Raw genomic sequence first — 12,669 nt, 5'->3', positions numbered from 1 at the left:
GTGCGCAAACGGAAACATCACGAAACGGGGGCGTCACAGGGGCGCGGCGCGCGGGCGCACCCGCCGTGGCGGACGCGGTATGCTTGGTGCTGAGAAGAGCGCCCGACGCGGGGCGCGGCGACGGCGCCCCAGCGCGGTCGCCGCATCCCGCGCAGGGCCACGCGCCCGGAAGGAGCCCCCATGGCAGCAAAGCCGCAGACCCTCGCCACGACCTCGGCCTTCGAGGTGCTCGGCCCCGTCATGGTGGGACCCTCCTCGTCCCATACGGCCGGCGCCCTGCGCTGCGCCCGCGTGGCCGCCTCGCTCATGGGGGGCCGCGTCTCCCGCGTGCGCTTCACGCTGTGGAACTCCTTCGCGCACACCTACCGCGGGCACGGCACGGACCGCGCGCTCGTGGCGGGCGTGCTCGGGCTGGACACCGACGACGAGCGCATCCGCGACGCCTTCGACCTCGCGCGCGAGGCGGGCCTGGCCTTCGAGTTCGTCGAGGCGGGCGACGACACCTCCGTCCACCCCAACACCGTCGACATCGACCTTGAGGGCGAGTCCGGGGCGCGCTGCCAGGTCCGCGGCGAGAGCCTCGGCGGCGGCAAGATGCGCATCAGCCGCATCAACGGCGTGGGCGTGGACATCACGGGCGCCTATGCCACGCTCTTCGTCTCGCACAGAGACGCCCCCGGCATCCTCGCCTCCCTCACCCACCTGCTCGCGATGGCGGAGGTCAACATCGCCTTCTGCCGCACGTACCGCACCGAGCAGGGCGGGCGCGCGTACTCGGTCTTCGAGACGGACGGCGCGCCGGACGACTCGGTGCTGCCCATGATCCGCCGCATCCGCGACGTGAGCTTCGCCACCTTCATATCGGTTCCCGGCTCGGCCTCCACGGTCTCCCCCGGCGTCACGGCCGCCGAGCTCTTCGACGACGGCGCGCAGCTCCTGGAGGCCTGCGCCGACCGAGGCCTCTCCATCGGCGGCGTGATGGCGCTGCGCGAGCGCGGCCTCACGGGAGAGGAGCGCGCCGAGGCGTCCATGCGCCGCGTGATCGAGGTCATGCGCGAGGAGACGACGGCGCCCATCGCGGCGCCGGCCCGCTCGCTCGGCGGCTTCATCGGCGGCGAGGCCCAGCTCCTGGATGCCGGCTCCGCGCGCTGGTCCGGCTCGCTCATGGGGCCGGTGCAGACCGACGCCGTGGCCCGCGCGATGGCCGTGCTCGAGCGCTCCGCCGCGATGGGCGTCATCGTGGCCGCCCCCACGGCGGGCTCGGCCGGCGTGGTGCCGGGCAGCGTCCTCGCCGTCGCGGACGCCGTGGGCGCGGATGACGACGCCGTGGCGTCCGCCCTCTGGTGCGCCGCCGCCGTCGGCCTCAACATCCAGACGCACGCGTGCGTGGCCGGGGCCGAGGGCGGCTGCCAGGCCGAGGTGGGCTCCGCCGCCGCGATGGCGGCGGCGGCTGTGGTCGAGCTGCTCGGCGGCACGCCCGAGCAGGCGTTGACGGCGAGCTCGCTTGCCATCTCCAACCTGCTGGGGCTCGTCTGCGACCCGGTGGGGGGCCTCGTCGAGGTGCCCTGCCAGGCGAGAAACGCCATCGGCGTCGCGGCCGCCATCTCCTCGGCGCAGCTCGCGCTCTCCGGCGTGCGCTCGCTCGTGCCGTTTGACGAGGTCGTCGCCGCCATGGCCGAGGTCGGCCACGCCCTGCCCTCGCGCCTGCGCGAGACCGCGCGCGGCGGCCTTGCCGCAACGCCCACGGCCCGCGCCGCGTGCGCGGCATGCGGGGCCTGCGGGCAGTAGCCCGCGGGGCAGCGGCGACGCGAGGTCCTTCTCGCCCGCCCTTCTCGCCTGCCCTTCTCGCGCCCGCCTGATGCCCCGCCTCCTGGCGAGCATGCCCCATGGCACAGGCGGGCTCGAACTCGTCACGATTCCGTGCGTCCAGGCATGCTCGAAAGAAGCGTGCGCCATGGCATGGTCGCGACCACTGCTGGCGAGAAGGACGCGAGGGAAGGACCTCGCGAACATGCCTCCCAGCACGGAATGCCCGAGCATGCCCCGTGGCACGGAACCGCCCCTCGAACGCGGGGTTTCCGTGCGCCACGGCATGCTCGGAAACAAACGGCGTGCTGGCAAGAATAACAATCTCACCAGCACACCGTCCCATAGGTAAAGTGGTCTGTCCGCCACAACCCTGCGCTCGATTATTCACGCCCCTCCGCAAGACGCGCTCCCACATCCCCGCTGGGATGGTTAGCTAAAAACGCCTCCCGAGAGAAGCCACTCTCACGCATGAGCGAAATGGCAATGCCGTCAAACAGTGAAATTACCGCAAGCGTGCTGGCGGTCGCCAGCATATTAAAGGAGTCGGGCTCGCGGTCAATCTTTACTCGGATGAAGAGGCTCGCCATCTTACCAATGGACGATTCCTCCTTCTCGCCGACCACAACAATCGTAGCGCCTTTCTCCCGAAGGCAAGGAATAAATGCCGAGAGCTCCTTGGTCTCCCCGCCCTTAGAAATGACGATGACAACATCTTCATCCCGTATTGCGCCCAGACCTCCGTGCACCGCATCGCTTGGATTGAGGTAGAAAGCGCGTCTGCCGATTACCTGGAGCGTATGAACGCACTTTCGTGCCGCCATAGCCGAGGTTCCGCATCCCGTAAAGAAAATGCAGCGGTCCTCGTCGCGAATCATCCCCTCAAAGCGTTTGATGGCCCGGGAATCGATGCTTTCCGCAAGCTTTTCAAGCTCTGCGCTCTCTGCTTGCATAACGCTTCTCACTGTCTCGGTACTCATACTCCCTCCCCACTTCCAAGCACGACTACATTGATATGCCGGTCGCGCTCGCGCGTCTGATCAAAGTCGACAAAGTAGATGGAGCCCACAGCCCCCACCAGAAGCTCTCCGCCCTTGATGGGAAACGTCTCAGACGCACCAAGCAAATCGCTCCTAAGATGGCCGTCGGTATTGAGCATGGTCCATTCCTGTGCTGGATAGTCGGGATCGGCCTTCGCCATGCCATATGCAAGGTGCTCGGGGCCAGGACTATGATATTGGCCCTCAGTAGTCTGACGCGGAACGACCCGATCTAGCACCTCGTTAAGATCAACGTGCAAAAACTCATCGCCGTAGAAATTTCGGTCATGCATAAACTCTTCGAAGAAGACCGAGCAGGTGGTATGAGCGGAAGCCACGACACAAATGCCGTCACGAATACCACTCTCTGACACGATGAGCCTGACATCATCGGTGACATTATGATACGAGGGGCGTCCCGCGCACGAGTGGACATCAATCCTTGCATGTCTCACAATCATGTTGCTCTCACTTCTCCAGCTCAGCTTTGATCTGCGCAAACACAGAATCGGTTCCTGCACCGGTAAGGAGGGCAATGCCGTTGATGACCTTGCTCTTGATTGAGTCGGGGACCTGCGTGGTGGACACCACAACGTCATAGACACCATTTGAGATGTTCTCGACTTCGCGCGTCACTGCAGATTGCTTAATCTGAACCGTCCCCTCCAGGCCCTCCGATTCGAGCCATCGGCCAACTTTAGAGCGCACGACAGTCGAGGTCGCGTGTCCAGCTCCGCACATAATAAGAATTGTTTTCATATTTAAATACAACTTCCCTCTATTTCTAATTCACCGTCATAAGTGTTCTAATTTAATTATACATTCTGATTGGAAGGACGACGAAGCACCTTGTTAACGTAGAAGAGCAGAACGAGCACAATGACAGAGAGCACCGCAACGCCAACATAGCCACCATACTGAGCGGCAGCGAGGCCAAGAGCGTTGGGCCACAGCCCGGCGGAGACAAAAGATGCGAGGCCCTCAACCGCATATCCGGCAATTTGGTACGCACCCGTAAGGGCAGGGGCAATCCAGGTGGCCAGATAGAGCATCGTTACGGTATATATCGAGCAGCCGATGATGGAGCGCACGAAGTTCCCGCGGAACGCTGCAACCATGAGGCACAGCGCAAAGACGAGCGTCGGCAAATCACCAACGGGAAGGACCTGGTTTCCAGGAAGGACAACGCCAATGAAAAGCGTAATCGGAATCATAACGATGGAGACGGCAAGAACATCTGGGTTGCCGACGGTAAGGGCGGCGTCCATGCCGATGTTAACGTCTGCCCCGTGAAGGTGCTTCTCAGTAAACTGCTGGGTTGCCTCAGCAATCGGAGTAAGCCCTTCCATGAACATTGAAATCATCTTGGGAAGCAGCATAAGAACCGCAGCAGTCTGAAGGCCCAGGTTCACGACGCCAGCAAAGTCAAACCTAGCAAGCACGCCGATGATGCAGCCGATAACAAATCCAATAAACATGGGGTTTCCAAGGAACCCAAATCGCCTCTGAATCGTCTCTGAGCTAACGTCAATCTTGCCAATACCGGGAATGTGCTCAAAAACCCAGTTAAGTGGCACTGCAAGAACCAAGCCAGCAAGTGCCATAACATGCGTAATGGCGATACCGGGAAGTCCGAAGAATCTCGAGATCATTGGCTGGAAAATATCCGCCAGCAACAGCTCAAGCAGGAAAAACGGAACCATGGAGCAGACTGCGAGTAGATAATCGCCTGTAACCGCCCAGACCATAACTCCCACCATAGCAGGCTGCCAAAGATTCCAGACGTCAACGTTTAGCGTCTTGGTCAGACCCATCCAAACAAGCGCAAGGTTGATTACTATGGCAATAGGAATAATCAGGACACCGAGTGTCGTCGAGAAGGACAGGGGGCCTGCCGTACCGCTTCCCATGTCGATAATGTTAAGGGAGAGATTGAAGTTCTCTACCATTGCCTGCACTGCGGGGGCGAGAGCCGAGGTAAGTATGCCAATGATGGCGTTGACGCCAATCATGCCAACGGCAACAGTAAGTCCAGCCTGAATCGCACGAGATGGCTTGAGACGAACAACGAGACCGAGGATGATGAGGATTGCCGGGACAAGGATTGTTCCGCCCAATCCGATAACCCACTGCAAGATCGCATCAATCATTGCATTTCCCTTCTCAAGAAACAAACTGTTAGCTGATTCCGTTACGTTGTAAAAGTGCAGCCAGCTCAACTGACGATGCACATTCATACAGCTCGGAAACCGTCTCCTCTCGCGCAAAAAGCCCCATAAGCGCGCTCAGAGTATCGACCTGTTCGTGAGAATGAGCCATTGCGAGAACGAACACCATCCCCACCCTGACAATCCGATCCTTATCCGCCATATAGCGAAACTCCACCGGTCGCCGAAGGGACACAAAGGCCATCTGTGAGTGGTTAACGTAAATAGAGTCGGTGTGGGGAATCGCCACCCCAACTGGTTGGACATCGAGCCCTGTAGGAAACAGTACCTCGCGCTCAAGCACACGTCGCTCGAACTCACCCTTCACATCACCTGCTTCAAGCAGCATACGCGAGCCAAGGCAGATAGCCTGCCTCGCCGAATCCGCTCTCACATGAAATCTGGCAAGTTTCTCGTTGAACAGCACGTTGTTCACCTCCTCTCCTCTTCCACACAGGCTCCCTCCGAAAGCGTTTTCTCACGAACCACCAGGAAAAAGAAAACTGAGAGACTTCCCTCTATGCGGAAACGTGACTTCGTTACCAACACTTCCGCTTTGGAGGAAGGAGGCGGTTTGACGAGCGGGCAAGAACTTGCTGTAATGGCCAGCACGAAAGGCGGTGCAGGCATGCAAATGACGATCGATGCCTTGCTCACGGTGCTTCGTAAACAAGGCGACTGGGTCGAGGCGCAAGCTTTAGCGGAAGCGTTCCAGGTAACAACGAGGACCGTACGTTCCTACGTACGCAGAGCAAACAAGAGCCGTCAGATAATCGAGTCGTCCCACAGGGGCTATCGTCTTATGGCGAACGCCGGCGAGTACGCCATGCCTTCAGCCCGTATCACGCCCGTGGCCAAGCGTGACAACCGGCTGCTCATGATGCTGCTTTCTCGTCCAGGTGCCCAAAGCGTCTATGACCTTGCCGAGGTTCTCCACGTCTCTGACTCCTCTCTCTCAGCGCTCTTTAGGTCACTACGCCCGCGGCTCTCCGAAAGAGGCCTTCACCTTGCCAGGCGGCGCGAGTTTGTTTGGATTGAGGGAGCCGAGCGAGACAAACGAAGACTCATCAGGCACATCATGCGAGAGCACCCCCTCGCCGACTTCCCGTCACCTGTTGCAAATCTCCCCGCGGGAAATACCCTCGACCCAACCGAAACTAACAGGCTTGTTAAAGACGTCCTGGACAAAAACGAGCTCGCTTGCAGTGACTTCGGCCTCGATAACCTCGTGATTCACCTTCAGATTATGGCAAGCAGGATATCTCTTGGGTCGGCCATCAGTGATACGGATCTCAGTTGGACCGGAGCATCCGACGCCTCTCAGCATGCCGCCAACGAAATCTGCTCTTTGGTCGGGAAAGTACTTGGCATCGAGATAAACACTGCGGAACGCACCTACGTCTCCCTCATCGTCGAAACCAACACACGCAGAGGGCAAAACAAACCTGAGGAACTTGAGCTTGTAACCCCAAGCGACCTACGCATTGCACGTGAGATAGCAGAGCGTCTCTCGTGGACCTATTGCCTAGATGACTTTTCGGAAGAGTTCATTAGGCGTCTCGCAGCGCACGTCAACCTACTTCTGCGCCGGGCGGAGCTCGGTATGGAAGTGCCCAACCCGTTGTTGGATAAAGTCAAGTCTGACTACCCGTTAATTTACGATATGGCCGTCAGGGCAGCAGGAATCATCGAGGGATCTTCGGGTTACGCCGTAAGCGAGGACGAAATCGCGTTTCTCGCCTTTCACGTCGGGGGGTACCTATCTCAAAGCCCGCAAAAAAGTGGGCGGATACGTTGTGTAGTACTCTACCTTGATTACCAGGGGCTCGGAAGCACTCTTACGAAACGCGTTGACGAGACACTCGGAATCCGCGGAGAAGTCGTACTTGCTGAGGCGGTCTCCGATTATGTTCCTGATCAGATAGATTGTGACCTCATAGTCAGCGTGGCTCCCGTTGAAGCTGCACCAGACATCCGTTTGTTTGTCGTTGGGCCGATGATGAGTGATTCGGACGAACACGCGCTGAAAAACTGTGTTGAGGACATCTTCAATACGCGACGAGGAGATTCAACGACTTCTACCCTTCGCCGCTTTATCCTCCCAGATCTCATCCAATTTGATCCACCCGTCAAGACGCGAGAGGAAGTAGTCAAGCTACTCGCCTCAGACTGTGAGCGCAAGGGACTTGTTGAGGATGGCTTTGAGGACGATGTGCTCGAGCGCGAACGTCTATCTCCAACCTCCTTTAACAACCTTGTCGCCATTCCCCACACGCTTCGCCCTCTGGCAGTACAGCCATTCCTGTATCTCATCATCAGTAGACAGCCAATCTCGTGGGGCAAGCAGAAGGTGAATCTCGTCCTGCTCCTAGGAATGGCCCCATATGAGCGAGAATCCTTCATGAACCTTTATGGCGATCTTCTCTCTGCGCTTGCTGACCCCCTCAACGCCTCATCATTAATTGAAAGCTCTTCCTACGAAGATGCCATCGAGAGGCTAGAACATATCATCCGCGGAAAATAAACAAAGCGTGTGCACCACGCCCGAGCATGCCCCATGGCACGGAACCGCCCCTCGAACGCGGGGTTTCCGTGCGCCACGGCATGCTCGGGACGGCGTGACCCATGACCTCGACAACGAAAAAGGGCCGGACCCGAAGGACCGACCCTGAACGTTTGGTAGCCCGTACCAGATTCGAACTGGTGATCTCCGCCTTGAGAGGGCGGCGTCCTGAACCGCTAGACGAACGGGCCGTTTGGTAGCCCGTACCAGATTCGAACTGGTGATCTCCGCCTTGAGAGGGCGGCGTCCTGAACCGCTAGACGAACGGGCCACATATGCGATTGTGAGGCAAGCGGCAAATGGCTGGGACTGAGAGAGTCGAACTCCCGTTGACGGAACCAGAATCCGCTGTCCTACCACTAGACGAAGTCCCAATTTGCCACTTCGTGCGCCTCTCAGCGCGGAGAAACACTATACGGCATCCCCTCACGTCATGCAAGCGAGAATTTTGGAGAACTTGTGCTCTAGAGCAGCCTCGCACGAGGGTGTCGCCCCTCGGCACCTACCACCTCAGCCAGGCGAGAAGATCGTCGCGCCTGTTGGGGACCTCATCCGCCTTGACGGCCTCGAGCAGCTGCGCGAGCACCATGCCCACGCCGGGCCCGGGCTCCACCCCGCGCTCGCGGATCACGTCCGCCCCGCCCACGGCCAGGTCGCGCACGCGCCACACCGCCCCGGCGGAGAGCTCCGCGCGCAGGACCGCCGTCATGGCGTCAAGCTCCACCGCGTAGCCCATGCACTTGGGGGCCTTGGCCACCGCGTCGGCGCGCTTGAGGTCCAGAAGGGCAAAGGCGAGCGGCCGCGCCTGCCCCGGCGCCGCCGCCTCCAGCTCGGAGAGCATCCGACGCATGGAGGGGGCCGTCGCGCGGATCTCGAAGTCGTGAAGCAGCACGAGCGCCGCGGCGGCGCGCGTCACCTCCCCGGGAACCGCCAGCCGCCCCATCACGCGGCGCGCCGTGCGGGCGCCCTCCTCGGGATGGCCGAAGAAGTGTCCGCGCCCCGAGACGTCCTCGCTCCAGCACGCCGGCTTGGCAACGTCGTGCAAAAGCGCCGCCCAGCGCAGGGCCGGCAGCGGGCGCCCGCCCGCGAACTCCTCCACGCCCGCGCAGACGCGCGCCGTGTGCTCGAGCACGTCATGAGCGTGATAGGGGCTCCTCTGGTCGAAGCCCTCCATTGGCGCGAGCTCGGGGACCGCCGCGGCGAGCACGGCGAACTCGTGGCGCAGCGCCCAGGCGACGCGCCCCGTGGCGAGGATCCCGTCGAGCTCCTGGCCGATGCGCTCGGACGCGATCTGGTCAAGCTCGGGCGCGCACGCCTCGAGCGCCGCCTGCGTGGCCGGCTCGATCGCGGCGCTGAGCCGGCAGGCGAAGCGCACGGCCCTCAGCACGCGCAGGGCGTCCTCCTCGAAGCGCCTGCGCGGCTCCCCCACCGCGCGGATGACGCGCGCCGCGAGGTCCCTCTCGCCGCCGAAGGGGTCGAGCAGGCCGCGCTCCGGATGAAACGCCATCGCGTTGACGGTGAAGTCGCGCCGCGCGAGGTCCTCGCGGACGTCCGTGACGAAGTGCACCTCGTCGGGATGGCGGCGGTCGCTGTAGGCGCCCTCCACGCGGTAGGTGGTGGTCTCGACGGGCCGGCCGCCCACGACGGCTGTGACCGTCCCGTGGGCGGTGCCGGTCTCGTGCACGGCGATCCCCGCCGCGCGCAGCACCGCCGCCGCCTTCTGCCAGGGGGCCGAGGTGGTCACGTCGACGTCGTGGCCGGGCGCGCCGAGAAGGGCGTCGCGGACCCAGCCGCCGACGACCCACGCCTCGTAGCCGGCGGCCTCGAGCGCGTCGACGACGCGCCGGGCGTATGCGGGCAGCTCGCGCGCGAGGCGGCCCTCGATGTCCGTAGCCATATGACCCCTCCACCCATGGTTCTTCTCGCCACATTCTAGCAGCTCGGCCGGGCGCCCCCGGGTGCGTACGCGCCACGTCCGGGTACGTACGAGGTTTCCGTGTTGATGTCATGCCCGCCGCGGCCCCGACCTGCGGATTTCCCGCTGGGGAGACGATATCGGACCTCAAATCGCGTACGCACCCGGAGTGCCCGCCCCGCCGCAACGGCGCCGGCGCCCGAGTGCTATGCTCGATGCCGATCCAATCCGAGCCAACGAATGGGAGGTACCGCCCCATGGACGAGATGGCATCCGTCACCGCCGACGACCTGGCGGCCGCCCGCGAGGAGTTCTTCTCCGAGCGCGCCAACGTCGTCGCCAAGAACGCCGTGAGCTCCGTCGGCATCCGCGCCGCCGCGCGCGTGCCCGAGGGGGTCGCGAGAAACGCCCTGACCTTCGACGTCGAGGTCACGCAGGGCGAGCGCTGCAACCAGGAGCGCTCGGGCCGCTGCTGGATGTTCGCGAGCCTCAACACCATGCGCTACCGCATCATCAAGAAGTACAACCTCAAGACCTTCGAGCTGAGCCAGGCATACCCCCTCTTCTGGGACAAGCTCGAGAAGAGCAACTGGTTCTTCGAGAACGTCCTCGACACGCTGGACGAGCCGCTGGACGGCCGCCTCGTGAGCTACCTGCTCGCCGACCCCATCGGCGACGGCGGGCAGTGGGACATGTTCAAGAGCCTCGTCAAGAAGTACGGCGTGGTGCCCAAGGAGGCCATGCCCGAGACCGCCTGCTCGCGCAACACCCGCGAGATGGACTCCTACCTCACGCGCTACCTGCGCGGCGCCGCCAAGAGGCTGCGCGAGAGCCACGCCGCCGGCGTCGCGCCTGACGACCTCGCTGCCATGAAGAAGGAGATGATGGGCGACGTCTACCACCTCCTCGTGACCTGCCTCGGAGAGCCGCCCGCAAGCTTCGGCGTCCGCCTGCGCGACAAGGACGGCAGGCTGGCGCTCTCCGGCACCTTCACGCCCGCCGCGTTCTTCGACGAGGCCGTGGGCATGGACGTCGACGACTACGTGAGCCTCATCTCCGCCCCCACCGCCGACAAGCCCTTCGGCCACACCTACACCGTGAGCCGCCTGGGCAACGTGGTTGAGGACGGCGGCGTGCGCTACCTCAACCTCCCCATCCAGCGCCTCAAGGAGTGCGCCGTGGCCCAGCTGCGCGAGGACCTGCCCGTGTGGTTCGGCTGCGACGTGGGCCAGAGCTACCTGCGCGAGGAGGGCATCATGGACACGGCCGCGCTGGACGTGGACGGCCTTCTCGGCTTCCCGGTGGAGGGCTGCATGGACCGCGCCGAGCGCCTGGGCTACGGCGAGTCGCTCATGACCCACGCCATGGTCCTCGAGGGCGTGAACCTGGACGAGGCCGGCCGCCCCACGCTCTGGAAGGTGGAGAACAGCTGGGGTGCCGACCACGGCCGCGACGGCTTCGACACCCTCTCCGACGCATGGTTTGACGAGTACGTCTACCAGGTCGTCGTTGACAAGAGGCACCTGACGGACGAGGAGCGCGCCGCCTACGAGACCGAGGAGCCCCGCGTGCTGGCGCCGTGGGACCCCATGGGCTCGCTCGCGCGCGTGCGCTAAGGGAGGCAGACATGACCGACTACTCCGCCGGCGCCATCGCGCCCGCAACCTCCGACGAGCTCGCCGCGTCCTTCTCGGCAGACCGCGCGAACCGCGTGGCGAGAAACGCCGTGACCTCGATGAACGTCCACGCCGCCGCGCGCGACGTCTCGCGCATGCGCACCTACCACGACACGTTCCGCGTGAGCCGCCTGCGCACGGGCAAGGTCACCAACCAGCGCCACTCCGGCCGCTGCTGGATGTTCTCCGCGTTCAACGTGGCCCGCGCGGCCACGATGGAGCTCCTCGACGTGGACGACTTCGAGTTCTCCCAGGCCTTCGGCTTCTTCTACGACAAGCTCGAGAAGTTCAACGTGGGCCTCGAGTACGTCATCGAGACCGCCGCGCTCCCGTCTGACTCGCGCGAGGTCTCCGACCTGCTCGAGCACTCGATGGGCGACGGCAACTACTACCCCGCCGCGATGAACATCATCAAGAAGTGGGGCCTCGTGCCCAAGGACGCCATGCCCGAGAGCGCCTGCACCAAGGACGCCGACCAGATGAACGCCCAGCTCGATCGCCTCTTCCGCAAGAGCGCCATGGAGCTGCGGCGCATGGCCGCCGCCGGCGCCGGCACGGGCGAGCTGCGGGCCGCCAAGGAGGGCATGGTCGCCGACTGCCATCGCGTGCTCTGCGTCTGCCTCGGCGAGCCGCCCGCCACGATCGACGTCGAGGTCCCCGTGGGCGAGAAGTGCCGCGTGCACGCCTCCATGCTCGTGGAGCAGGAGGGCGGGCCCGCGCCCGACGGCAAGACGCGCCGCCTCCTCGTTGACCGCGGCATCACCCCCCGCGAGTTCGCCGAGCGCTACGTGCCCTTCGACCCCGACGACTACGTTCAGCTCGTGCACATGCCCGGCGAGGGCCGTCCCTTCGGCCACGCGTTCCACCGGCGCTTCTCGGACACCATGGCCGGGGGACGGGCGCTCAGGATGCTCAACGTGGGCATCGAGGTGCTCGAGGACGCCGCCGTGGCGTCGCTGCGCGCGGGCGTCCCCTGCGAGATGGCCTGCGACGTGGCGCAGCAGTTCCCGCGCAGGATCGAGGACTTCCCCGGCGTGCTCGCGTGCGACACGATGGACTACGAGGGGCTCTTCGGCGTTGACCTCTCCATGGGCCGCTCCGAGATGATCGACGCGCACGAGACCCGCAACACCCACGCCATGACGTTCCAGGGCGTCGAGCTCGGCGACGACGGGCGCCCCGTGGCCTGGCGGATCGAGAACAGCTGGGGCGAGGACGCCTGCAAGAAGGGCTACCTCGTGGCGAGCGCCGAGTGGTTGCGCACCTACGGCGGCGAGGTCGTCGTGCGTCGCGAGTTCGTCCCGGCCGAGGTCCTCGACCTCTGGGACAACGCGCCCGTCGAGGAGGTCGAACCCTGGACCACCATCGGCATGGCGATGGCTCCTCGGCTGTAGGGCTCTGAGCCTGCGCGTTGGATTCACCCGTGCGAAAGGGACAGGCACTTTTGCACGCTTTGCACGGG

Annotated in this window: 10 protein-coding genes and 3 tRNA genes; 4 read left to right on the top strand and 9 right to left on the bottom strand. The window is 63.4% G+C overall.

The genetic code is table 11. From position 1 onward, the window contains the following. Nucleotides 1-180 precede the first annotated feature (180 nt). Nucleotides 181-1,788 carry an L-serine ammonia-lyase, iron-sulfur-dependent, subunit alpha gene (gene sdaAA, locus BQ7391_RS07045; protein WP_075279952.1) on the top strand — a complete coding sequence of 536 codons (1,608 nt, stop codon included), beginning with the start codon at nt 181-183 and terminating at the stop codon, nt 1,786-1,788. A gap of 401 nt (nt 1,789-2,189) precedes the next feature. Here the strand turns inward: sdaAA and BQ7391_RS07040 are convergent, their stop codons facing one another. From BQ7391_RS07040 to BQ7391_RS07020, 5 genes are read right to left on the bottom strand one after another with little or no spacing between them, the layout of a single operon-like run. After that, the gene (locus BQ7391_RS07040; protein ID WP_075279951.1) at nt 2,190-2,786 is read right to left on the bottom strand and encodes a KpsF/GutQ family sugar-phosphate isomerase; all 597 of its coding nucleotides are present in this window, start codon (nt 2,784-2,786) and stop codon (nt 2,190-2,192) included. Further along, nucleotides 2,783-3,307: a YjbQ family protein gene (locus BQ7391_RS07035; protein ID WP_075279950.1), complete on the bottom strand. Its 525-nt coding sequence runs from the start codon at nt 3,305-3,307 to the stop codon at nt 2,783-2,785. The genes BQ7391_RS07040 and BQ7391_RS07035 overlap by 4 nt, the downstream gene beginning before the upstream one ends. 7 nt (nt 3,308-3,314) lie before the next feature. Continuing rightward, nucleotides 3,315-3,605, bottom strand: a complete 291-nt coding sequence (locus BQ7391_RS07030) for a PTS sugar transporter subunit IIB (protein WP_075279949.1) — start codon at nt 3,603-3,605, stop codon at nt 3,315-3,317. Nucleotides 3,606-3,661: 56 nt separating this feature from the next. Next, the gene (locus BQ7391_RS07025) at nt 3,662-4,996 is read right to left on the bottom strand and encodes a PTS galactitol transporter subunit IIC (protein WP_075279948.1); all 1,335 of its coding nucleotides are present in this window, start codon (nt 4,994-4,996) and stop codon (nt 3,662-3,664) included. 28 nt (nt 4,997-5,024) lie between these two features. Further along, nucleotides 5,025-5,489 (bottom strand): PTS sugar transporter subunit IIA, encoded by a 465-nt coding sequence (locus BQ7391_RS07020; protein ID WP_159437354.1) that lies wholly within the window; start codon nt 5,487-5,489, stop codon nt 5,025-5,027. A gap of 138 nt (nt 5,490-5,627) precedes the next feature. Between BQ7391_RS07020 and BQ7391_RS07015 the strand changes: the two genes are divergently transcribed. Then, nucleotides 5,628-7,577 (top strand): BglG family transcription antiterminator, encoded by a 1,950-nt coding sequence (locus tag BQ7391_RS07015; protein ID WP_159437353.1) that lies wholly within the window; start codon nt 5,628-5,630, stop codon nt 7,575-7,577. A 153-nt stretch (nt 7,578-7,730) separates the two neighbouring features. Here BQ7391_RS07015 and BQ7391_RS07010 read toward each other — a convergent pair. The 4 genes from BQ7391_RS07010 to BQ7391_RS06995 all read right to left on the bottom strand — a co-directional run bounded on the left by BQ7391_RS07010 (nt 7,731) and on the right by BQ7391_RS06995 (nt 9,513). Beyond that, nucleotides 7,731-7,807, bottom strand: a tRNA-Glu gene (locus BQ7391_RS07010). Between the two features lie 3 nt (nt 7,808-7,810). After that, a tRNA-Glu gene (locus BQ7391_RS07005) sits at nt 7,811-7,887 on the bottom strand. Nucleotides 7,888-7,916: 29 nt separating this feature from the next. After that, a tRNA-Gln gene (locus BQ7391_RS07000) sits at nt 7,917-7,990 on the bottom strand. 128 nt (nt 7,991-8,118) lie between these two features. After that, the gene (locus tag BQ7391_RS06995) at nt 8,119-9,513 is read right to left on the bottom strand and encodes a CCA tRNA nucleotidyltransferase (RefSeq protein ID WP_075279946.1); all 1,395 of its coding nucleotides are present in this window, start codon (nt 9,511-9,513) and stop codon (nt 8,119-8,121) included. A gap of 275 nt (nt 9,514-9,788) precedes the next feature. Here BQ7391_RS06995 and BQ7391_RS06990 point away from each other — a divergent pair, with 275 nt between their 5' ends. Together BQ7391_RS06990 and BQ7391_RS06985 are read left to right on the top strand one after the other, a co-directional pair. After that, on the top strand, nt 9,789-11,147 hold the full coding sequence (locus BQ7391_RS06990; RefSeq protein ID WP_075279945.1) for a C1 family peptidase: 1,359 nt from the start codon (nt 9,789-9,791) through the stop codon (nt 11,145-11,147). Nucleotides 11,148-11,158: 11 nt separating this feature from the next. Further along, nucleotides 11,159-12,601: a C1 family peptidase gene (locus BQ7391_RS06985; protein ID WP_075279944.1), complete on the top strand. Its 1,443-nt coding sequence runs from the start codon at nt 11,159-11,161 to the stop codon at nt 12,599-12,601. Nucleotides 12,602-12,669: the final 68 nt, after the last annotated feature.

Source organism: Thermophilibacter provencensis (assembly GCF_900128445.1).
GTDB classification, from domain to species: domain Bacteria; phylum Actinomycetota; class Coriobacteriia; order Coriobacteriales; family Atopobiaceae; genus Thermophilibacter; species Thermophilibacter provencensis.
Note: the sequence above shows the minus strand (reverse complement) of the source record. Positions and strands in the feature narration are given on the sequence as shown.

What these genes read in the sequence shown, in the direction of transcription:
- sdaAA (WP_075279952.1), top strand. Translation starts at nt 181, where the DNA reads ATGGCAGCAAAGCCGCAGACCCTCGCCACGACCTCGGCCTTCGAGGTG.
- BQ7391_RS07040 (WP_075279951.1), bottom strand. Translation starts at nt 2,786, where the DNA reads ATGAGTACCGAGACAGTGAGAAGCGTTATGCAAGCAGAGAGCGCAGAG.
- BQ7391_RS07035 (WP_075279950.1), bottom strand. Translation starts at nt 3,307, where the DNA reads ATGATTGTGAGACATGCAAGGATTGATGTCCACTCGTGCGCGGGACGC.
- BQ7391_RS07030 (WP_075279949.1), bottom strand. Translation starts at nt 3,605, where the DNA reads ATGAAAACAATTCTTATTATGTGCGGAGCTGGACACGCGACCTCGACT.
- BQ7391_RS07025 (WP_075279948.1), bottom strand. Translation starts at nt 4,996, where the DNA reads ATGATTGATGCGATCTTGCAGTGGGTTATCGGATTGGGCGGAACAATC.
- BQ7391_RS06995 (WP_075279946.1), bottom strand. Translation starts at nt 9,513, where the DNA reads ATGGCTACGGACATCGAGGGCCGCCTCGCGCGCGAGCTGCCCGCATAC.
- BQ7391_RS06990 (WP_075279945.1), top strand. Translation starts at nt 9,789, where the DNA reads ATGGACGAGATGGCATCCGTCACCGCCGACGACCTGGCGGCCGCCCGC.
- BQ7391_RS06985 (WP_075279944.1), top strand. Translation starts at nt 11,159, where the DNA reads ATGACCGACTACTCCGCCGGCGCCATCGCGCCCGCAACCTCCGACGAG.